Origin of the sequence: Nocardioides sp. Root190 (assembly GCF_001428565.1) — a bacterium.
GTDB lineage: Bacteria > Actinomycetota > Actinomycetes > Propionibacteriales > Nocardioidaceae > Nocardioides.
The window spans coordinates 124,698-143,914 of the sequence record NZ_LMIA01000013.1 but is presented as its reverse complement, the minus strand read 5'-3'; the positions used below and the strand labels follow the sequence as shown (position 1 = coordinate 143,914).

Annotated in this window: 22 protein-coding genes and 1 riboswitch; of the genes, 12 read left to right on the top strand and 10 right to left on the bottom strand. The window is 65.5% G+C overall.

Annotated elements, in window-relative coordinates:
- Entirely contained in the window at positions 1-1,320 is a 1,320-nt protein-coding gene (locus ASE01_RS21285) for a hypothetical protein (RefSeq protein WP_056757436.1), read from the top strand.
- Positions 1,321-1,373: 53 nt separating this feature from the next.
- Here ASE01_RS21285 and ASE01_RS24145 read toward each other — a convergent pair whose 3' ends face one another.
- On the bottom strand, positions 1,374-2,060 hold the full coding sequence (locus ASE01_RS24145; protein ID WP_082606285.1) for a DUF3152 domain-containing protein: 687 nt from the start codon (positions 2,058-2,060) through the stop codon (positions 1,374-1,376).
- 270 nt (positions 2,061-2,330) lie between these two features.
- Positions 2,331-2,936: a TlpA family protein disulfide reductase gene (locus ASE01_RS24140; RefSeq protein WP_162260327.1), complete on the bottom strand. Its 606-nt coding sequence runs from the start codon at positions 2,934-2,936 to the stop codon at positions 2,331-2,333.
- 246 nt (positions 2,937-3,182) lie between these two features.
- Between ASE01_RS24140 and ASE01_RS21275 the strand changes: the two genes are divergently transcribed.
- From ASE01_RS21275 to ASE01_RS21255, 5 genes are all read left to right on the top strand, one after another.
- Positions 3,183-3,785, top strand: a complete 603-nt coding sequence (locus ASE01_RS21275) for a TlpA family protein disulfide reductase (protein WP_082606283.1) — start codon at positions 3,183-3,185, stop codon at positions 3,783-3,785.
- Between the two features lie 134 nt (positions 3,786-3,919).
- Positions 3,920-5,488: a cytochrome c biogenesis protein ResB gene (locus tag ASE01_RS21270; RefSeq protein WP_235536140.1), complete on the top strand. Its 1,569-nt coding sequence runs from the start codon at positions 3,920-3,922 to the stop codon at positions 5,486-5,488.
- Complete coding sequence (ccsB, locus tag ASE01_RS21265; RefSeq protein WP_056757427.1) at positions 5,485-6,498, top strand: c-type cytochrome biogenesis protein CcsB; 1,014 nt, start codon at positions 5,485-5,487, stop codon at positions 6,496-6,498. Before ASE01_RS21270 ends, ccsB begins: the two co-directional genes overlap by 4 nt.
- Positions 6,499-6,569: 71 nt before the next feature.
- A complete protein-coding gene (locus ASE01_RS21260; RefSeq protein WP_056757423.1) occupies positions 6,570-7,148 on the top strand; it encodes a copper resistance protein CopC in 579 nt (192 codons plus the stop codon).
- 107 nt (positions 7,149-7,255) lie between these two features.
- Positions 7,256-9,208, top strand: coding sequence for a cytochrome c oxidase assembly protein (locus ASE01_RS21255; RefSeq protein WP_157537671.1), 1,953 nt, complete (start codon positions 7,256-7,258; stop codon positions 9,206-9,208).
- Between the two features lie 15 nt (positions 9,209-9,223).
- Here the strand turns inward: ASE01_RS21255 and ASE01_RS21250 are convergent, their stop codons facing one another.
- From ASE01_RS21250 to ASE01_RS21230, 5 genes are read right to left on the bottom strand one after another with little or no spacing between them, the layout of a single operon-like run.
- Positions 9,224-10,186 (bottom strand): M56 family metallopeptidase, encoded by a 963-nt coding sequence (locus ASE01_RS21250; RefSeq protein WP_056757417.1) that lies wholly within the window; start codon positions 10,184-10,186, stop codon positions 9,224-9,226.
- A gap of 34 nt (positions 10,187-10,220) precedes the next feature.
- Entirely contained in the window at positions 10,221-11,123 is a 903-nt protein-coding gene (locus tag ASE01_RS21245) for a cation diffusion facilitator family transporter (RefSeq protein ID WP_056757415.1), read from the bottom strand.
- Complete coding sequence (locus ASE01_RS21240) at positions 11,123-11,881, bottom strand: cation diffusion facilitator family transporter (RefSeq protein ID WP_056757412.1); 759 nt, start codon at positions 11,879-11,881, stop codon at positions 11,123-11,125. The genes ASE01_RS21245 and ASE01_RS21240 overlap by 1 nt, the downstream gene beginning before the upstream one ends.
- A complete protein-coding gene (locus tag ASE01_RS21235; RefSeq protein ID WP_056757409.1) occupies positions 11,878-12,261 on the bottom strand; it encodes an ArsR/SmtB family transcription factor in 384 nt (127 codons plus the stop codon). The genes ASE01_RS21240 and ASE01_RS21235 overlap by 4 nt, the downstream gene beginning before the upstream one ends.
- A gap of 47 nt (positions 12,262-12,308) precedes the next feature.
- Entirely contained in the window at positions 12,309-12,668 is a 360-nt protein-coding gene (locus ASE01_RS21230; RefSeq protein WP_056757406.1) for a BlaI/MecI/CopY family transcriptional regulator, read from the bottom strand.
- A gap of 119 nt (positions 12,669-12,787) precedes the next feature.
- Between ASE01_RS21230 and ASE01_RS21225 the strand changes: the two genes are divergently transcribed.
- Complete coding sequence (locus ASE01_RS21225) at positions 12,788-13,579, top strand: cytochrome c biogenesis CcdA family protein (RefSeq protein WP_056757404.1); 792 nt, start codon at positions 12,788-12,790, stop codon at positions 13,577-13,579.
- Between the two features lie 42 nt (positions 13,580-13,621).
- On the opposite strand, the gene ASE01_RS21220 is transcribed toward ASE01_RS21225, so the two are convergent.
- From ASE01_RS21220 to ASE01_RS21210, 3 genes are all read right to left on the bottom strand, one after another.
- The gene (locus ASE01_RS21220) at positions 13,622-14,602 is read right to left on the bottom strand and encodes an ABC transporter substrate-binding protein (protein ID WP_056757399.1); all 981 of its coding nucleotides are present in this window, start codon (positions 14,600-14,602) and stop codon (positions 13,622-13,624) included.
- A 21-nt stretch (positions 14,603-14,623) separates the two neighbouring features.
- Positions 14,624-15,367 (bottom strand): ABC transporter ATP-binding protein, encoded by a 744-nt coding sequence (locus ASE01_RS21215; RefSeq protein WP_235536139.1) that lies wholly within the window; start codon positions 15,365-15,367, stop codon positions 14,624-14,626.
- A gap of 80 nt (positions 15,368-15,447) precedes the next feature.
- Positions 15,448-16,464: a FecCD family ABC transporter permease gene (locus ASE01_RS21210; RefSeq protein ID WP_056757396.1), complete on the bottom strand. Its 1,017-nt coding sequence runs from the start codon at positions 16,462-16,464 to the stop codon at positions 15,448-15,450.
- 91 nt (positions 16,465-16,555) lie between these two features.
- Positions 16,556-16,742, bottom strand: a riboswitch (cobalamin riboswitch).
- Positions 16,743-16,950: 208 nt separating this feature from the next.
- Between ASE01_RS21210 and ASE01_RS21205 the strand changes: the two genes are divergently transcribed.
- The 5 genes from ASE01_RS21205 (at position 16,951) to ASE01_RS25325 (ending at position 19,156) form a co-directional block, all read left to right on the top strand.
- Positions 16,951-17,250 (top strand): hypothetical protein, encoded by a 300-nt coding sequence (locus ASE01_RS21205; protein WP_056757395.1) that lies wholly within the window; start codon positions 16,951-16,953, stop codon positions 17,248-17,250.
- A 136-nt stretch (positions 17,251-17,386) separates the two neighbouring features.
- On the top strand, positions 17,387-17,725 hold the full coding sequence (locus ASE01_RS21200) for a YnfA family protein (protein ID WP_056757392.1): 339 nt from the start codon (positions 17,387-17,389) through the stop codon (positions 17,723-17,725).
- Between the two features lie 51 nt (positions 17,726-17,776).
- The gene (locus ASE01_RS24615; protein WP_157537667.1) at positions 17,777-18,193 is read left to right on the top strand and encodes an ArsR family transcriptional regulator; all 417 of its coding nucleotides are present in this window, start codon (positions 17,777-17,779) and stop codon (positions 18,191-18,193) included.
- 5 nt (positions 18,194-18,198) lie between these two features.
- Complete coding sequence (locus ASE01_RS21190) at positions 18,199-18,861, top strand: methyltransferase family protein (protein ID WP_082606327.1); 663 nt, start codon at positions 18,199-18,201, stop codon at positions 18,859-18,861.
- On the top strand, positions 18,827-19,156 hold the full coding sequence (locus tag ASE01_RS25325) for a hypothetical protein (RefSeq protein ID WP_157537665.1): 330 nt from the start codon (positions 18,827-18,829) through the stop codon (positions 19,154-19,156). Before ASE01_RS21190 ends, ASE01_RS25325 begins: the two co-directional genes overlap by 35 nt.
- The last annotated feature ends 61 nt before the right edge of the window (positions 19,157-19,217 follow it).

Below are 19,217 nucleotides of genomic sequence, written 5' to 3'. Positions count from 1 at the left end.
ATGATCCTCGCCCACGGGCTGGGCGGGGGCAGCGATCTGCCGATCTCCGCATCCAGCGCTGTCATCGGTGGGTGTGCCGCACTGACCGTGTCGTTCACGGTCCTCCTGCTGGCCTGGCGGACGCCGCGGTTCGAGGGCGCCGCCGGATCGCGGCTCCTTGTTCCTAAGCTGACACGCTTCGTCGACGCCACCGTGACGCGGATCATGCTGCGACTGTTCGGTCTTGTCGCCCTCGGCTTCGCAGTGTGGGTCGCTGCAGCCGGGCCTGACGAGCCCAGCGTCAATCCACTGTTCGGCATGTTCTACGTGCTCTTGTGGGTTGGGCTCGTACCGGCGTCACTGGCCCTGGGACCTGTTGTCAAGGCGGTCAGCCCGGCACGGAGCCTGACCTTCGCGGTCTCGGCAGCGCTGCGGATCGACTCTGGCCGACCCCGGGTCCGGCTGCCGCAGTGGGTGGGGATGTGGCCCGCGGCCGTTGGATTGTTGGCCTTCGTATGGACCGAGTTGGTTTCGCCCGACGGCTCGACTCTCGCAACCGTTTCGACCTGGTTACTTGTCTATGTCGCGGCCATGGTTGTAGGCGGGTGCTTGTTCGGGACTGACTGGTTCGAGCAAGCGGACCCTTTCGAGGTCTACTCCACGCTGGTCGCTCACCTGTCGATCTGGCGCCGAAACACCCATGGTGTGCTTGAAGTCGTTGCGCCCTTGCGCAACCTCGCCGGCCTCACTGCGCGGCCGGGGCTACTCGCTGTTACATCCGTCCTGCTTGGATCGACCGCATTCGACAGTTTCGCTGGTTCGACAACGTGGCTCCGGTTCACCCAGTCGACGTCTCTCGACGTGGCCTTGCTGGAGACCGGTCTCCTCCTCGGCGTCTGCGCACTGGTTGCCGGGCTGTTCTGGACTGCGACCAGCATTCCTGCTCGCTCAGCGCGGGTGCCCAGACGCGAGATGCCGGGCCGGCTGGCCCACTCCCTGGTCCCCATCATCGTGGGCTACATGACCGCCCATTACCTCACGCTGTTGGTGGAGACCGGGCAGCAGACATTGATCCAGGCAAGCGATCCGTTGGGAACCGGCCAGAACCTGTTCGGGACCGCTGACCTGCAGGTCGACATCTGGCTGTCGTTGCACCCAACGGTGCTCGCCAGCATCAAGGTGCTCGCGATCGTCATCGGCCACGTCCTCGGGGTGATCGCGGCCCACGACCGTGCGATCACCCTGTTGCCTTCTCGAGACCACTCGACGGCACAACTCCCGTTGCTGTTCGTCATGGTCTCGTACACATTCGCGGGCCTGTACTTGCTCTTCGGCCTCTAGGTTGGCTTGCTGGAACAGCGCGTTCGGTGTGCGCGGGATCGTGGCTGTCCCCGTCATGGGAATGGCCACGGGTTCGGCAAGCACCCCTGTAGTCCCTTTGTCTGTTGCAACATGACCGATGCGCGACGGCCCGAACTGATGCAGCCTTCGTGTGCGTTCCCGAGCGCGTGTCCGACCTCGTGGTTGACCAAATATCGGCGGTACTCCTGGATGCTCTTGTACGCGTCTGCCCCATGGGCCCAGCGCCAGGCGTTGAGCACCACCCGAGCGCCGTTGCGGCACGAGAGTCGGCCACCCGTGATCAGCGGCGCGCACAGCTCGTCGGTGGTCTTGGGGCTGGCGATCAGAATGCGAAGGTCCGCGTTGTCCGCGACGCGCCGAACTGACTGCAGGCCGCCGGCCGTCCAGCCGCGAGGGTCGGCGAGTGTTCGATCGATCAGAGATGCGACAGTCTTGGCGTTGAACGGGAGTCCTTGTTCCAGTTCCACGGTGTAGGTGACCAACCGTCCTGCGCCGGTGGCGTCCGTCCTGCCGGGTGCAGTGTTGAATACGGCCGGACCGTTCTCGGGAACACTCGCTGGCGGCCCCTGGACTAACGGCGTGCTTGCCGGGGGAGCGCTCGGGACCGGCGGTGCTGTCCTGGGCGCCGCTGCTTTCTTCTGCGATCCGGTCGACGCTGCGTGTGCGGTCGTACTCGTCGTCGTTTGGGGCGACTGTGGCGGGGGGTGGTCCGTGCTCATGACTGCAATGAACGTGCAGATCGTGATCGCGGCGACGGAAGCAATGCCGATCGCCGTTGTGCCTAGCCGCCGAGCCGGCTGTGGCTTGCGTCGTCGCCCAGATTGGATCGGTGCCCGAGGACTTGACTGTGCACGGTGACGCCCGCTCATGGCGCCGTCAGGTTCGATGATGCGGTTGAAGGGTTCCACGACGACCGTTCGATCCGTCTCCAGCGCCCGTATGTCGCCGACTGTGATGAGCCGACGTCCGATTGGGTCACAGGTTGGCCGTCAACTTGTGTTGCCGAGCGTGGCGATCAAGGTTGCAAGTTCTGCATCCGAGACCTCTCCGATCGACCGGTCGACGATGCGGCCGTCCACGTCGATCGCCAGGGTCACGGGCAGGCCGCGGATTCTCGTGGAGTCAAGCAACGAACCCTCGATGTCGACCAGTTGCGGAAAGGTGACGCCGGCTTCAGCCAGAAAGGCAGCAGCCAACTCGGGGTCGTCTTTCGTATTGACCCCCAAGAACTGAACGGATTGGTTCGCTTGTGCGGCGCGGGCCAGGCGGGGCATCTCTTTGCGGCACGGTCCACACCAAGTCGCCCAAAGGTTGATCAGCGTGGGGCGCTGCCCGAGAGCCGTCAGGTCGATCCGACTTTCCTCGTTGAGGCAGGGCAGCTGTAGCCCCGGGAGGTCGCTGCCTGAATCCGTCGCCACCACGTTCCGGCGTTCGAGTCCGGAACAGACGTCGAGGCCGTCGACATGGAGCGGAAGGCTGTCAGTGACGGGGTCCGGTTCGGGGTGACCTGGGGCGTCAACTTGGCATCCGACCGTAGCGACCAGAAGAAGCGCCAGCGTGACGGCCGTACGGCCGGCGGCGGTTGGTCGCGCCAAGACAGGTCCTTCCTCCTTCGTGCTGGACGCAAGCGGCTGATGTCCAGCAGAGCGGCCAAGTCGCAGCCACCTCCCACTACTAGGTAGCATAGTAAACATGCAGTTGGAACCGCTCCGGCGGCAGTCGATGATGCCGGCCCCGACGACAGGATCGTTGCGCGTGTGTGACTCGCATTGTGTTGCGCTTAGCGCGCTGATCGGGGTCGCGCGGGCAGCAGACCGCGGACGCTCCACCCAGGCTCGGTCGTGACCTTTTCGGTGAGCGGGCGAGGGATCAACGCGGTCGGTACGATTCTCGTCGCTGTTGGCGCCCTGTCCGCTTGCGGTGTCAACACAGGAGGTTCGCCGACAGCGACCCGTGGCGTCGTCGACGAGGTCGCCGTCGATGATCGGATCAGCGTCGAACCATTCACGGGAACTCTGCTTGACGGGAAGCGTTTCGACAGCCGGGACCTGGCTGGAAAGGTTGTTGTCTACAACGTCTGGGGCTCCTGGTGCGCGCCGTGTCGCTCTGAGGCTGCGAACCTCGAACAGGTGTCGCAGGAGACCAAGGAACTTGGCGTTCAGTTCGTCGGCGTCAACGTCCGGGACAACGACGCCGCCGCCCGAGCCTTCGAAGACCGGTACGGCATCGCCTACTCGAGCATCAGCACGGACACCTCGGGCAAGGCACTGCTCGCCTTCGGGCCAGCGCTGCCCCCCAGCGCTGTTCCCAGCACCATGATCGTGGATGCGGAAGGCCGACTCGCCGTACGCATCATCGGGCCGGTTGACGCCACGACCCTTGGCACATTGATCTCTGACACGCTGGCCGAGGCGACCGACGGAACTGCCGAGCCTGCACGATGACGTCGGTTCGTAACGTTGGGCGGAACGCTGGCCCGAGTCTGGCGCCCGACGATGGCAAACAGGACGATCGTGAACCCCGCCGGGCCCGCGTGGGTTGGGGCTGGTTCCGCTGGATCTGGCGCACGCTGACGTCCATGCGCACCGCGGTGATACTGCTGGTGCTCTTGGCGCTCGCGGCCATTCCGGGATCTCTCTTCCCCCAGCGCAACGTGGCCACCGACCCAGCAGCGGTTGACAAGTACGCCGCCGAGAACCCGAATCTCGCCCCGTGGCTGGACCGCATCGGGTTCTTCGATGCCTACGCCTCGCCCTGGTTCGCTGCGATCTACGTCCTGCTCCTCGTTTCGATGACAGGCTGCGTACTACCTCGCTCGCTGCGACTGTGGCGCGCCACCCGGACCCCACCACCGGTGGCGCCGCGTAACTTGGCCCGTCTCGAGGATCACCATGGTTGGGAAACCGACCGCGAGGCCCCCATGCTCCTTGAGGCAGCTGCGCGGCACCTGCGCAAGCGTCGCTTCCGAGTCGTCGTTACTGCTACCGAGGTGCGAGCCGAGCGCGGCTATCTGCGCGAGGCGGGCAATCTGACCTTCCACCTTTCGCTGCTGGTCCTGTTGGTCGGGATCGCCGCCGGAAAGTTGTTCGGTTTCGAGGGCCGTGTCGCGATTGCTGAGGGAGGGACCTTCGCCAACGACCGCTCGCAATACGACGTCTTCACCCCGTCTGCGTGGACCGACGTGGACGATCTGGAGTCACTCTCGTTCCGCCTCGACGAGTTCGATGTGGACTACCAGGTAGCGGGTGCGAATCCAGGGCAACCCACTGACTTCACGGCGAAGGTCACCGTCCAGCGCGGAAATGACCCGACACCGTCTCAGGAGACAGTGCAGCCCAATCGTCCCCTGGACATCAATGAGACCAAGTTCTTCCTCACGGGCAATGGCTATGCGCCGGTCGTGACGGTTCGCGACGGCCGCGGCGAGGTCGTGTTCACGGGTCCCGTTCTCTTCCTGCCGCTCGATGCGAACAACAGTTCCGAAGGTGTCGTCAAGGCCCCCGACGCACAGCCGACGCAACTCGCCTTCGAGGGCTTGTTCCTCCCCACGGCTGATGTGGGCCCACAAGGCCCCTATTCCATGTTCCCCGACACCCTCGACCCACAGTTGTTCCTTACGGCCTATACCGGCGATCTCGGAATGGGTGACGGTGTCCCGCAGTCCGTGTTCGCCCTCGACCGGGACGAACTCTCCCAAGTCGAGGTCGACGGGCAGCCCATCAACCAAGCACTCTCTGTAGGAGAGAGCCTGGTGCTTCCCGATGGTCAAGGATCACTTACCTTCGACGGTGTTTCGCGGTTCGCGAACTTCCAGATCGCCTATGACCCTGGCAAGGAAATCACGCTCGCAGCTGCCATCCTCATCCTCGTCGGCCTCACTTCATCGTTGGCAATCCGCCGTCGTCGGATTTGGGTGCGGATTCTGCCGTGCACCAACGACGAACCACGGCCCGGAACCCAAGACGAGTCGGAGAATGACCTCAGCGGGAAACGATCGCTGATCGAGGTCGCGGGCTATTCCCTGACTCGTCGTCAGGCGCCGCCCGGGGAGATCGGGGACCTGCTGGCGGCTCTCAAAGGCCTGACCGGGCCCGGGCTCGTAGACCCTCACGCTGACACGGCATCCCACAAGGAGACCTCAACATGACCGTCGACAATGCCAGCTTCGCCGAGATTTCCAACGGGCTTGTGTACGCCAGCATCGCGGTTTATGCCCTCGCGATGCTGGCCTATGCGGCCGAGACGGCACGTCGCGCGACATCGACGAACTCCAATGCAGTGCTCCAGGGGTCCAGGATGATCCCGTCACCGGCCGGGGGAGCGCGGATGACGCCAGACCAACTCGGTCTGCCCCGCGCAGAGCCCACCGACCCCCGGCCCAAAGCTGCCGAACGCACCAGAGTCCTGGGCGCAGTCGGGACTTCCTTGACAGTTCTCGCCTTCACGCTGAGCGTCGGCGGCGTTGCGGCTCGAGGGCTCGCGGCCGACCGGGCGCCGTGGGGCAACATGTATGAGTTCGTTCTCGTTTGCGGAGTGGCAGCCGGAGGCGCCTACCTCGCCTTCCTGTCCCGCCAACCCGTGCGAGCGCTTGGTGTGTGGATCGTCGGTCTCATTCTCCTTGCACTCGGACTGGCCGTCACCGTCCTGTACACGCCGGCTGGTGATCTCGTACCCGTCCTTGACTCGTACTGGCTGGTCATCCACGTCGCTGCTGCGATCACCGGGGGTGGGGTCCTGACCGTAGGTGCGGTCGCCTCGGGGCTCTTCCTGCTACGCCACCGGCTGGAACGACTCAACGCCGCAGCACCCGACGCCCGGCGGCGGGGATATGCGGCAAGCCTGCCTCCCGCGAAGACTCTCGAACAGGTCGCTCACACCGCGCACATGTTCGCCTTTCCCATTTGGACCTTCGCAGTGATCGCCGGCGCCATCTGGGCAGAGAACTCCTGGGGCCGATACTGGGGCTGGGACCCCAAGGAAACGTGGGCCTTCATCACGTGGGTGTTCTATGCCGCCTACCTCCATGCCCAGGCCACAGCCGGCTGGAGAGGTGTACGCGCGACCTGGTTTGCTCTGGCCGGTTACGCCGCCTTCCTCTTCAACTTCTTCGGCGTCAACCTGTGGATCTCCGGGCTGCACTCGTACGCCGGCGTCTGAGTTCGATCACACCGAGTAGAAACTTGAGAAACCCGATGTCTCCATCGACGCATGCTTGCCGCTCTGCAGCGATGCTGCTGCTCGCCACGACGGTGGCACTCGTGGCCCTGGCCCCGCGGGCAATGGCTCACAGCGAACTGGCCAGTTCCAACCCCGCAGCTAATGCCGTGATCAAGGAACTCCCCGACCGGATCGAACTGACCTTCAACCAGGCGATCGCCCTGGAGTTCGCGGCAGTTGCCCTCGGCCCCAGACAAGGCGAAGCGCTGCCGCTCACTGTCACCGTGAACGGTCCGACGGTGACGGCAGCGGTAGGCATCGACTCAAGGGAGAACCAGACTTCCGGTACCTGGCGGGTCGCCTACCGGGTCACGTCGGCCGACGGCCACCCCATCAGCGGGACAGTCGACTTCAAGTATCAACCCAAACCCACGGCGCCGGGCGACTCGGAAGCCGGAGCGACTGACGGTGCGAGTTCGTCGGCGAGTTCGTCAACAAGCGAATCGAGTGCGGCGACGCCTAGCACGCAGAAACCCTCGCGCCCCTCGGGTGACTCTTCGTGGGTCTCGACCATGGTCCTCGGTGGGATCGCGCTGGTGGCGACTGTCGGTGCGCTCATCTTGCTCCGGCGGCGGAGTGACCTGGAGTGAGCACCCGGTCCGCTGAGCCAGGCTACGAGCCAGTGGCATCACGCGTGAGACGGAAGCGACACGCAGTCCTTCCACTCGCGGTCCTGTTCCTTACGGCTGGCGCCGCCGTGGGCTTGCTCGCCGTCACCGGCGGGATCGAGACGGCACCGGCGGTCGGACTCCCGGACCCGGGGGCGCTGACACGGTGGGGACTACCTGCCGCCCGCGGCATCCGTGACGCGTCGACCTTCATGACCCTCGGAGCCCTGGTCGTCGCCGCAACGTTCGTCAGGACCTCAAAGGGGGGGATCCTCAGCAGTCTGCAGTTGCGACTCACCGCATTGGCCGTGATTGCCGGATCTGCATGGTTGTGTGCCGCCATCGTCGAGTTCGTCCTCGCCTACGCGGATGTCTCCGGACAGATGCCCCAAACAGCCACTCAAGCGCAGCTACGATTCTTCGCGACCGAGGTGAACCTGGGCGGGACCTATCTGGCATGGAACCTCGCGTTCGCGGCGCTCGTCACCTTTATCGCACTGGCAGCCAGAACTACCGCTGGCATCGGCATTGCAGCGTTGCTGACCGTCGCGGGGATCTGGTCGGTTGCTCTCTCGGGCCATGCCGCTGCCGATGCCAACCATGACCTGGCCGTCAACGTTCAGTTCATCCACCTGGTCGGCATTGGGCTCTGGACAGGCTGCCTCGCCGCATTTTGGTGGATTCGCAACGACCCCGACACTCAACTCGTCGACGTGGTCGTGCGGTACTCGCGGCTCGCCGCGTGGAGTTTCGTCGTGGTGGCGGGTTCCGGACTACTCGCGACCCTGCTGCGTGTGCAGGATCTGAGCAGCCTGACAAGTTCCTATGGCCTGATCCTGGCAGCCAAGGTCGGTGTGTTCCTGACGCTCGGCGCCCTCGGTTGGACCCAGCGCGCCCGCGCCATCCAACGGCTCAGATCTGACGGCGACTCCCAGACAGCCAGCACCTTGTTCCGTCGTTTGGCAATCGCCGAAATCCTGCTCATGGCGTTCGCGACAGGAGCGGGAGTCGCGCTGAGTCGTACCCAACCGCCCCAATCGTCCGAGGCCGCCCTTCCGACGCCGACCGAGGCCCTGCTGGGCCACGCCGAGCCACCGCCTCTTGGCCTCGCCCAATGGTTCACCGAGTGGCGAATCGACTCGTTCTGGGCGCCGGTCGCGCTCCTCTTGGCCGTGGGCTACCTCATCGGGGTTCGCCGGCTCCGCCGCCGCGGCGACCGGTGGTCGAAAGGACGCACGTCGGCATGGCTCATGGGGTGCGCGGGACTGCTTTGGGCCACCAGCGGGCCGCCGGGCGCCTACGGTGACCTGCTGTTCAGCATGCACATGATCCAGCACATGACCATCGCCACTGCGGTACCGACCTTCTTCGTGCTCGGCGCTCCGGTCAGCCTTGCCCTGCGAACGGTCGCGCGCCGTGCTGACGGCTCCATGGGGCCTCGTGAATGGCTGCTCCGTGTTGTCCACTCGGGACCGATGCGCATCCTGGGCCACCCGATCGTCGCCGGCATCTTGTTCGTCGTCGGAATGATCGCGTTCTACTACTCTTCGCTGTTCGAGCAATCGCTACGCGGTCACACCATGCACCTCCTCATGACCGCCCACTTCCTGCTCACGGGCTACCTGTTCGCCAACGTCGTGTGCGGTGTTGATCCCGGACCTCGCCGCCCGATCTACCCGCTGCGCGTCGTGCTCGTCATGGTCGTGTTCAGTTTCCATGCCCTGTTTGCTATTGCACTGATGAGTGCAACGGAGCTACTCGCCGAAGACTGGTTCACCGCCCTCGACCGTGACTGGGGGCCAAGCCCAGCCGCCGACCAATACGTTGGTGCCTCGCTCGGCTGGGTACTCGGCGAGTACCCACTCGTCATTCTTGCCGTCGCCCTCGTGTGGGCCTGGGTCCGTGATGACCAGCGGGAGGCCAAGCGGCTTGATCGCCAAGCCGACCGCGATAACGACCAGGCACTCGCTCGCTACAACGAGTACTTGCAGTCGGCTCACCAAAGGCAAGGCCCAGACAGACGACCTGACCGGCGCCCGTAGCAGGGCAGAGCTCAGTCAGGCCGCGTGCAGACTGACCGTGCAGTAGTCGAGGAGCACCGATTCCAGAGCTGGTGCAGCGGCAAGGAACGCGGGCGCGAGGGCAAGCGCGACAAAGCCAACTTGAACACCCCACCGTTGCCCGGTGGAGATGCGAGGGGCGACAGTAAGGAGCCGGCGAACGCGTTGGACGGCGGGTCCGCCGTTTGCAGCTAGGGTTCCGGCGAGGCGCGGCCCCTGGGCAAGTTTGACCAACGCGGCCGCCAGGTGAGGTCGCTCCTCCAGGCCCGCGGCACGGTCGTCGGCGTGCATCTCGACCAGCGCCGCGGTCTCCTCCTCAGCCACACCGAACAGGCGGCTCCACGGGACCGCTCGGCGCATGGCTGCCGCGAAGGTCAGTGGCAGGTGGTGGCGTCCAGACAGGTGCGCGCGCTCGTGGGCAAGCGCAAGACCTCGCTGCTGGGGGGTGAGGATTGACACAGCGCCGCTGGTGATGACCACCTTGGCCTGACGTCCTGGGATACAGAACACAGCTGGTCGATCGTCCTCGATCACCCATGCGCCAAGTACGAGGTCCGTGCGGCTGACCAACGCCAGCCCATCGCGTTGCCGGACACGTTGGCGTCGCACGGCGTAGATCTCGCGGATCAAGCTGGAAAGCAATCGGGCGGACAGGGTCGTAGCGCCGACAAGGCCGGCGATGCCGATGACCACGCCTCCGGGAGTCTTGTAGTGCTCTCGCAACATGAACTCACATGCGCCCAGTAGCCCGGCGAGATCGCCCGATGCCTTCGGCAGGCTGGGAACCGCAAGCGCAACGCCAGCCATGACGATCGAGGCGGGTACGACAACACTGACGGTTTGCCACGCAATGACGCCGAGCCGCGGCGCCTGACGGGTCCAGTCGGCACCGGGAAGGACGCGCAGGGCCACGGTTCGCACGATGGCGGCGAAGGCCAACAGCGCGAAGGCAGCGATCATCGGAACAACCGCCGTCGTCGCACATGCCCCGAGGTCACCATGACAACTCGTTGCATGCGCTGGCGTCCGACTCGACCTGCAGGGTGGCATGCTCCACGCCGAACTGAGCGCGCAATGCGGCCTGCGCTTGCGCCAGGACGATCGTGGAATCGGCGCCGGCAACCGCGACGAGATGGGCGGTTGCCACGTTCATTCCCGAGGTCAGTGTCCAGAGGTGGAGATCGTGGACCTCGGCGACGCCCTCGAGTGCGGCGAGGACCTTCTCGACTCCAGCAGGCTCCATCCCGGCGGGGGCGTGCTGGCCGAGTACGGCCAGCACCTCGCGACCGAGGATGCATGCGCGAACAACGACGAAGATCGCGATGGCCAAGGCGATGACGGTGTCCCACCAGCCGTTGTTGGTGAGCGCCACCATGACGCCCGCCGCAATGACGCCGACCGAGCCAAGCGTGTCGGCCATGACCTCGAGGTAGGCGCCCTTGACGTTGAGACTGTCTCCAGCGCCGCCGCGAAGAAGGAGGAGCGCCGCGAGGTTGATAAGAAGCCCAATGACGCCGACCAGCATCACCGCGCCCGTGTCGAGTTCGACAGGCTCGCCGATGCGGTTGATGCTCTCAATGGTGACGTACACGCCTGCACCGAGCATCAACAACACGGTGAGTCCGGAAGCGAAGACCTCGGCACGGTACGAGCCGAAGGTCTTGCGGCCGGTGCGGTCCTTCATCGTTGCGATGCGGGTCGCTGCCAAGGCCGCTCCCAGGGCGACGACGTCGGCAGCCATGTGGCCAGCGTCTGAGAGCAAAGCCAGCGATCCCGACCACAATCCGACCGCCAGCTCGACGCCGAAGAACGACGCGACCAAGCCGAACGCTACTGCCAGACGCCACCTGTGACGACCGCCGGCGTGTCCGTGTCCGTGTCCGTGTCCAGTGCCCATCAGTGTCCGCTCCGGTCGTCGTTCGATGGTGTGGGGGAGAGTGGGGGGCAGCAGGCGGACCCGCATTCCTCTGCCGATTCGCCTGACGTGGCCGGCGTCGATGTCGAAACTTCAGTGACAGCAACCGGGCCGCAAGCGCAGCCGTTTCCGCGCCAGGCCTCGATTCCCTCGCGGAGCGCCACCGCGGCAATGACCAGGCCCGCCACTGGATCTGCCCAGGACCAGCCGAGCGTTGCGTTCAACACGAGGCCCGCCAGCAAAACCGTCGAGAGGTAGGTGCACAACAGGGTTTGGGTGGAATCTGCAACAACTGCACCCGATCCCAGCTCACGACCTGTGCGCCGCTGCGCCCAGGACAGAAAAGGCATGATGGCCAGCGACACCGCTGCCAGGCCCATCCCGACTGCCGACTGCTCGGGCTGGTGCCCACCCAAGAGGGCCCGCACGGATTCGAAGGTCACGTATCCGGCAAGAGCAAAGAACGACAAGGCCATCAGCCGCAGCGCTTGCCGCTCCCGAGACTCAGGCAATCGGTGGCGGAACTGCCACAGGATGATCAGACCGCTGCTGACCTCGACGATCGAGTCCAGACCGAAGCCGACCAGTGCTACTGAACCGGCAATCAGGCCGGCAGTGATCGCAATGACGGATTCAACCAGGTTGTAGAGCACGGACGCACCGGCCAGGAACTGCGCCTGACGCATCAACTGGTTCCGTCGTTGCAAGGTGACCGGCGCCCATGCGGTGCTCGCCGTCATCGCGTTGATCCCACGCCGGTGCTGGGGCAAAGCATGACCGCATCGCCGGTCGCAGACAGCAGTTCTTCAGCTGCAGCGAAGACCTTCAACACAGCACCGGGATGAGTCAGGCTGAATACCGAGGCCCGACCAACTGGGCGCGAAGCCACCAAGTCGCAGTCGCGGAGGCAGGCGAGGTGTTTGGACACAGTCGATTGCGCCAGGCCGAGGTGAGTGGTCAACTCACCCACGTTGTGCTCGCCCAGGAGCAGGTGTCGCAAGATCGCCACTCGCGACGGATCGCCCATCGCTCGGAACAGGCACGACGCCGCGGCGGCCGCTGCCTGCTCGTCGACGTCAACATCAGCCGAGGAGCCGAGGCCCTGAACATATATCGCCATGCAGCGATGATAGCGCTACCGGGCGGGCCTAGGTCAAGTCGACCGTGTTAGTCCATTCCGGGTGAGTCCAGCAATGCCTTGAGTTGAGCCAACTCGTCAGCAGGCAACTGTTCGACGAAGTGCAACAGCGCTGCGGATCGATCCGCGCCGGTGTCGAGTGCGTCAGTCATCAGGCCGGCTACGTGCAGATCCCGCGATTGCACGGGCAGGTAGTGCCATGCTCGCCCGACCCGCTCGCGCCGTACAAACTCCTTGCGGTGCAGATTGTCCAGAACGGTCATCACTGTCGTGTAGGCGCGATGGCGGTCCTGGGGGAGTGTCTCCAGGACTTGACGTACCGACAGGGCGCCGTCGGCAGACCACAGCACTCCCATGACCTGTGCCTCGAGCTCCCCGAGACCCTTCATGCGACCCTCCCCTTTCGACAATGCGCCCGGTCCGTCGTTGTATCCTAAGGACGATAGTAGGTGCGTCGCGGTTCGCCCGCGGTGTCGAGGCGAGCAACGACGCGAGTTGGTATCGAACCATGGCTTTGAACGACATTGTGATGGATGGGCCACTTGTCGTGGCGATCGCCTTGGCGATCGCTGCCGGGCTGGTTTCCTTCCTTTCGCCCTGCAGCCTCCCGCTCGTGCCGGGTTACCTTGCCTACGTCACGGGGATCTCGGGCGCTGACGGGATTGGCACGAGTGATGGACCAGGTGCGGGGCCAGGGGCGCGGGCGCCTGCACGCACCGGTCCAGCGGTGCTGGGCGCGGTGCTTTTTGTCGCCGGGTTCGCTGCGGTCTTCACCAGTTACGGCATTGCATTCGGCGCACTCGGAGCGTTACTCATCGACCATCAGGCTGCGCTTGTGCGGGTCCTTGGTGTAGCGACCATCGCATTCGGGTTGGTGTTCAGCGGACTGCTCTGGCGCATTCCCATGCTCAACCGGACACTTCGCCTTCGGTATCAACCGAAGGTAGGTCTGGCTGGCGCTCCGATGTTGGGAGTGATGTTCGGCCTGGGCTGGACCCCGTGCATCGGCCCAACCCTGGCCGCAGTGCTGACGCTTGCCACGTCTACGGCCGGTGCCGAGCGAGGCGCCCTACTGTCGTTCGCCTACAGCGTTGGCCTCGGCATTCCGTTCATCGTGGCCGCCTTCTCCATCTCTCGCGTCGTGCATCGGTTGCAGTGGGCCAGGCGTAACGCGGCCCGCATTGCTTTGGTCGGCGGGCTGGCGATGGTTGCTCTTGGTGCTCTGCAGGTGAGCGGACTGTGGCTGGAGCTCATGACTCGGCTGCAGGGCATTGTCGCGAATTGGCAGACGCCGATCTGACCTGGCGGTTGTTGAAGGGCGGGACGCCGGGTCTCGGCGCGGTCACCTGGTTGGCACCATGCCCCACTTCTCGAGGGTGGCGCGCACTTCCTCGGCGGCGTCGATGTTGAGCGGCCCGCTGGTCCACATCGCGTAGGGGAGGTTGAGGAACCGGTCCTCCTTGACCGCGGGCAGGTCGCGGGTGGCCGGGTTGGCCTTGAGGACGGCGACCTTCTGCGCGAAGGTCTGGCCCGGGTAGTCGACGAAAACGAACGCGTCAGGCTTTGAGGCCGCGAGCGACTCCCAGGAGACCTCGGTCCAGGTGTCCTTCAGGTCGACCATCGCGTTGTTTCCGCCGCCGGCCTCGAGGATCGCCTGCGGCGCCCCGAACGCGCCGCTGGTGAAGACGGCCTTCTCGCCACTGTCGAAGACGAAGAGCACGGGAGGCGTCTTCGCCTTCGGCGCGTCGGCCAGCGTCGCGAGCCGGTCGTCGAAGTCGGCCACGACCGCGGCCGCCTCATCGGTTCGTCCGGTGATCGCGCCGAGGTTGGTCATGTCGTCACGAAGCGCGGTCCACGGGTCGACGATGCCGCGGGCGTCGCTGCCTTCCTGGCGGCAGGACTCGGTGAGGATGTAGGCCGCGATGTCACGCTGGCCAAGGGAGTTCGGGGTGAGTTGCTTGGTCTCGTCGTAGCCGTAGTTCCAGCCCGCAACCATCACGTCGGGCTTCGCGGCGATCACCGTCTCCAGACCCGGGTAGTCGTTGGAGACCTGGTTCAAACCCGCGACCGCGTCGCCGTAGTGCTCGGTGAGCACCTTCTCGTCGCGGCCGATGCTGGACACCGCGGCGACCTGGTCCTCGGCCCCAAGGGCCAGCACCATCGAGATCAGGTTGCTGTCGTTGACGAAGAGCTTCTGCGCCGGCGCCGGGAACTCGACCTTCTCGCCGCAGTTCGTGATGGACACCGTGCCGTCGGCCTGCGGACCAGCTGTCGTCGCTGCGCCACAACCGGAGAGGCCGAGGACCACTGCGATGGCGAGCACGCCGTATTTTGTTCGGAGTCTTCATGGGTGGATCTCTCTTTCATCGTGACTGAACAACAGGTGGGTCCGGCCGGTGAGGGGGTGCCTCACGCGGGTGGCCAGGACGCCGAACGCGTCATGGAGGACCGAGGGGGTGAGAACCTCGTCAGGTGATCCGAGAGCGAAGAGGCCGCCGTCGTGCAGGACCGCGATCCGGTCGCAGAAGGTAGCTGCGAGATCGAGGTCGTGCAGGGCGACGACGACGGTCCGGTCCAAGGTCTGGCACAGACGCCGGACCAGTCGCATCAAAGCGAGTTGGTGCTTGATGTCGAGATGATTGGTCGGCTCGTCGAGCAGCAGGACCGGCGCCTCCTGGGCAAGCCCACGGGCGAGAAGGGCGCGTCGACGCTCACCTCCGGACAGGCGGTCCATGGACTGTTGCACGGCGTACTCGAGGTCGACCAGTCGCAATGCGTTGGCCACGGCCAGTCTCGACGCCTCGTCGATCCCGCCCCAGGCGCGGGCGTGCGGCACCCGGCCGAGCGCGACCATCTCCGAGACGAGCAGGTCCGACGGTGCCGCCTCCTCCTGCGCCACGAAGGCGATCTGACGGGCTCGCTCGCGCGAGCTCACCGAGGACAGGGGACGGCCCTTGAGCAAGACCTGGCCCGCGGCCGCAGGGCGGACTCCGGCGAGCACCCGCAGGAGCGTGGACTTGCCGGTGCCGTTGGATCCGATGAGTCCGAGCACCTCGCCGGCCCGGACGTCGAAGTCGATATCGGACAAGACGGTGCGCTTGCCTGCGTTACAGGCGAGTCCGGATGCAGCGAGTACGGACGTCGTGGCTACCCGCGATTCAGTGATCGTCACGATTCGCCTCCGAAGCGATACGTGCGGCGGCCCAGGAGGATGAGGAAGACTGGTGCCCCGATCAGGCCGGTCACCACGCTCAACGGGATCTCCGTCGGGCGTACGGCGATGCGCGCTGCGACGTCCACCCAGACCAGGAAGATGCCGCCGGCGAGCGCTGCTACCGGGAGCGAAGCCCGGTGGCGGGGACCGACCAACAGCCGCGAAAGGTGGGGCAGTACCAGGCCCACGAACCCGATGCCACCGGCCACGGCGACGAGTACCCCGACCAGTACCGCGGTGAGCACGAAGAGTCCGGTCCGTAGCGCCGGGACGGGGACGCCAAGGGCTGCTGCCGTGTCCGGACCGACCGCGAGCGCGTCCAGCCAGCCACTGGCCGCCATGAGCAGTACGAAGGAAGTCGCGAGTGTCGCGGTCGGTAGCCACAGCATCTCCCAGGTTGCCCCGGACAGCGAGCCCAGCAGCCAGAACAGCACCGACTGAGCGGCCTGGGGCTCGGCGCTCTTGAAGACCAGGAAGCTGGCAACCGAGGAGAACGCCGCCGACAGCACGGTCCCGGTCAGCACGAGCCGGAGCGGAGTGAGCCCGCCTTGGAGCATGGCGATCCCAAAGACCAGCACGGACGCAAGCAGCGCACCCGTGAGGGCTCCGAGAGACAGTGCCCACAGACCGGCGCTGGACAGCACCCCGAGCGTGATCACTGCAGTGGCCCCGACACTCGCGCCTGAGGAGACCCCGAGGAGGTAGGGGTCGGCGAGCGGGTTGCGGACCAACGTCTGGACCGCCGCACCCGCGACCGCCAGACCGGCCCCGACGACTAGTCCGAGCAGGGTGCGGGGCAACCGGATGTCCCAGACGATCGTGTCGTACGCCGTGTCGACGGGCGCCCCGCCGAATCGGCCCCTCAGCGCGTCGACCACGACGTGGACCGGCAGTGGCTCGGCGCCGAAGCCAGTGGCGAGGACGACCGTCAGACCGGTGAGCGGCAGCAGGACCGTCACGAGCACGGGCATGCTGAGCCGTCGCGAGTTCTGCCGACGAACGACGGCATCAACTTCATGCAAGGCAACACCTAGGGGAGTCAGGCGCTCAGATCGCGAAGCGCTGTGGACACAGCGAGCCAGCAGGTTTTCGGACTCGGGGTCAAGCGAACGGAGCGCCTTCCCAGACCCGAAGATCCAGTGGCTGTGTTGCTTCGTTCGTCGCCCTCACCGCTGCGCGACAGTTCCGGATTCTCACCGGATTCCCTACACCTCCCTGAGGAGGTGAGACTGACTCAGTGCGGAATCTAGGTGCGGCGGCTTTGAGCCACAAGGGAGTGAGGCGCACGTCACCCTGGGCGTTGGCTCGCCAAGGGCGGCTCCGAATGTGGCCCGTCGTCAACCACCAGCCACCCCCCACCGACGCACCTTGCGCTGCACCGTTCCACGGCGAGGTGTCTGGTGCGTCATAGCCCTGCAGTGGCCGGCACGTCTTGCGCGGTGAGGGAAAATCGGGGAGTGAGTACGACGAACAGTCGCGATGCGGGGCACGGCCTCGCTTGCTGGTGCTGCGGCGCGACCTTCGATGAATCGACCCTCGTCCGCCTCGGGGCACACCCGGAAGTCGGGCTGTGCTTCGACTGCGCCCGATGGACCCATCGCCGTGCGGTGGAGCAGGCCGATGCCGGTCGCGCCGGAATCGGCGTGCACGGCAGGCAGGCCCTGCGGGTCGTCAGAGCACAGGTCATCCGACTTGGCATCCACGACTGGCCGCTGATCGGCCGCCTCCTTCGACAACTGGACCAGCGGCTGCCCTGACGGCGCGCACCAACTCAGAGGTTGCATCCTGTACCTAGGGCGTCACTTTGGCGATCGCCGCGCATGATCACCGCGCGACGCGCGTCACGCGCCGCCAGCGCGATGACTCAGAGCCGTCTGGAAAAGGGTGCCGACCATGGAAATCGTCCGAAGCGTCGGACTGTTCCTGCTCGCGGCCGTGGCCGAGATCGGTGGGGCCTGGTTGGTCTGGCAAGGTGTCCGGGAACACCGCGGCATCGCCTGGATCGGAGCCGGCATCATTGCCCTCGGCCTCTACGGATTCGTCGCGACCCTGCAGTCCGACCCCAACTTCGGTCGCATCCTCGCCGCTTACGGAGGAGTCTTCGTCGCCGGCTCCCTGGCCTGGGGAATGGCGCTCGATGGGTTCCGGCCCGACCGCTACGACATCGCCGGCGCGGTCATCTGCCTGGTCGGGGTAGCGATCATCATGTACGCCCCACCCGCCAACGCGTAGATCCACCCCTGGCTGTCGACAAGGCACGCCAAATGACGCTATCATCGCTAAATGACGATCATGGGGCCGGTTACCGTTTCCCTCCTGGAGGTCGACGAATCCGCCGTGTTGCGAGCGGCTTCGTCGTTGTTCCAGGGACTGAGAGACACCTCTCGGGCGGTCATCCTGTCGCTAGGGGAGCGACGGCGTTTCGGACCTCGTTACACATCCGGCGCACCGACAGGATCGAAGCACCTCGGGTGCCTTCGTGATCGCGGGCTCGTGGCCTCGCAGGCGACCGGTCGCGCCTCGCTGGTCACCCTGACACACCCCATCGTGGGCATCGCCATCCCTGCCGTATTCGAGAAGCTGCAGGCGCGGCGCGGCGAAGGCTGCGCTCCCACGGCCGCGGGTGGCGCTCAATGCGACGCGCCAGCCAGGGATCGCTTCATCGCCGGCGGTTGCCGCGCATTCGAAGAGAGCCAGTGATCGCCATGGCCTGGGTCGCGCTGGTGTTGTTCTGCACCTATTTCCTGATCGGATTCGTGATCCGCACCGCGGTGCACGTCTGGCACACGGGTGACAGTGGCTTCCGCGGACTCACCGGTACGCCTGGCTCGGCCGAGTGGTGGGCTGGCGTGCTCTTCGCGGCAGCGCTCCTGGTCGGTATATTCGGGCCTCTCGCCGGTATCGCCGGTCTGCCGGTACTTCCATTGCTCGACCACGTTGGAGTCCAGGCCGTCGGCATTGCGATCGCCGTCGGAGGCATCGCCGGCGTTCTGGTCACTCAAGTTGCCATGGGCCAGAGCTGGCGGGTTGGGGTGGAGGAGTCCGAGTGCACTGAGTTCGTCGCTCGCGGCCCCTTCGCTGTCGTCCGCAACCCCTTCTTTACCACCACGCTATTGACCGGAGGTGGTATCGCGCTCGCCGTTCCCAACGCCCTTGCGGTGGTCGGCTGGGCACTCCTTCTCGTGGCGATCCAACTGCAGGTGCGTGTGGTCGAGGAGCCCTATCTGCGGCGCCAGCACGGCGCGATGTATGAGCACTATCTGCACAGTGTCGGTCGTTTCTTCCCCGGCGTCGGACTCGAGTCTGCGAGCCATGCGAGTGCGAAAGTCGGACGTGCTCGCCGAGCGAGAAGTGGACGTTCGCGATGATGCACATCCCAGTTTCACCGCGCTCACCGAAGGCCCACGTGACGACCGCTCCACGGAGCTTGCGATCGAGTCCGTGACAGCGCTCGGACTGCCTCGGATCCGGCGCGTGCTGCTGAAGGCGATCGGAAGTGCCGCGCTGCTCGCCTCGCCGTTGATGTCGTGTCTGTCCGACACTCAGCATCTGTGGATCGACGCGATTCCACGTCTTGGGGTCGTGGTTGCAAGCAGCATCGCGTCATCGAATCGGTGGAACAGCAACGAGTGGCTGGCCGTGTCGGAGCGAGCTTCTGGCTGATCGTCGTGATGCCCGGCTCGTCGGTCGTCGATTTGAGTCGTGTCACGTTTATGTACCGAAA

Bases quoted from the DNA above. Each gene is read 5' to 3' on its own strand.
- ASE01_RS21285 (WP_056757436.1), top strand. From the start codon at position 1: ATGATCCTCGCCCACGGGCTGGGCGGGGGCAGCGATCTGCCGATCTCC.
- ASE01_RS24145 (WP_082606285.1), bottom strand. From the start codon at position 2,060: ATGAGCACGGACCACCCCCCGCCACAGTCGCCCCAAACGACGACGAGT.
- ASE01_RS21270 (WP_235536140.1), top strand. From the start codon at position 3,920: ATGCGCACCGCGGTGATACTGCTGGTGCTCTTGGCGCTCGCGGCCATT.
- ccsB (WP_056757427.1), top strand. From the start codon at position 5,485: ATGACCGTCGACAATGCCAGCTTCGCCGAGATTTCCAACGGGCTTGTG.
- ASE01_RS21260 (WP_056757423.1), top strand. From the start codon at position 6,570: ATGCTGCTGCTCGCCACGACGGTGGCACTCGTGGCCCTGGCCCCGCGG.
- ASE01_RS21250 (WP_056757417.1), bottom strand. From the start codon at position 10,186: ATGATCGCTGCCTTCGCGCTGTTGGCCTTCGCCGCCATCGTGCGAACC.
- ASE01_RS21245 (WP_056757415.1), bottom strand. From the start codon at position 11,123: ATGGGCACTGGACACGGACACGGACACGGACACGCCGGCGGTCGTCAC.
- ASE01_RS21240 (WP_056757412.1), bottom strand. From the start codon at position 11,881: ATGACGGCGAGCACCGCATGGGCGCCGGTCACCTTGCAACGACGGAAC.
- ASE01_RS21235 (WP_056757409.1), bottom strand. From the start codon at position 12,261: ATGGCGATATATGTTCAGGGCCTCGGCTCCTCGGCTGATGTTGACGTC.
- ASE01_RS21230 (WP_056757406.1), bottom strand. From the start codon at position 12,668: ATGAAGGGTCTCGGGGAGCTCGAGGCACAGGTCATGGGAGTGCTGTGG.
- ASE01_RS21225 (WP_056757404.1), top strand. From the start codon at position 12,788: ATGGCTTTGAACGACATTGTGATGGATGGGCCACTTGTCGTGGCGATC.
- ASE01_RS21210 (WP_056757396.1), bottom strand. From the start codon at position 16,464: ATGCCCGTGCTCGTGACGGTCCTGCTGCCGCTCACCGGTCTGACGGTC.
- ASE01_RS21200 (WP_056757392.1), top strand. From the start codon at position 17,387: ATGGAAATCGTCCGAAGCGTCGGACTGTTCCTGCTCGCGGCCGTGGCC.
- ASE01_RS24615 (WP_157537667.1), top strand. From the start codon at position 17,777: ATGACGATCATGGGGCCGGTTACCGTTTCCCTCCTGGAGGTCGACGAA.
- ASE01_RS21190 (WP_082606327.1), top strand. From the start codon at position 18,199: ATGGCCTGGGTCGCGCTGGTGTTGTTCTGCACCTATTTCCTGATCGGA.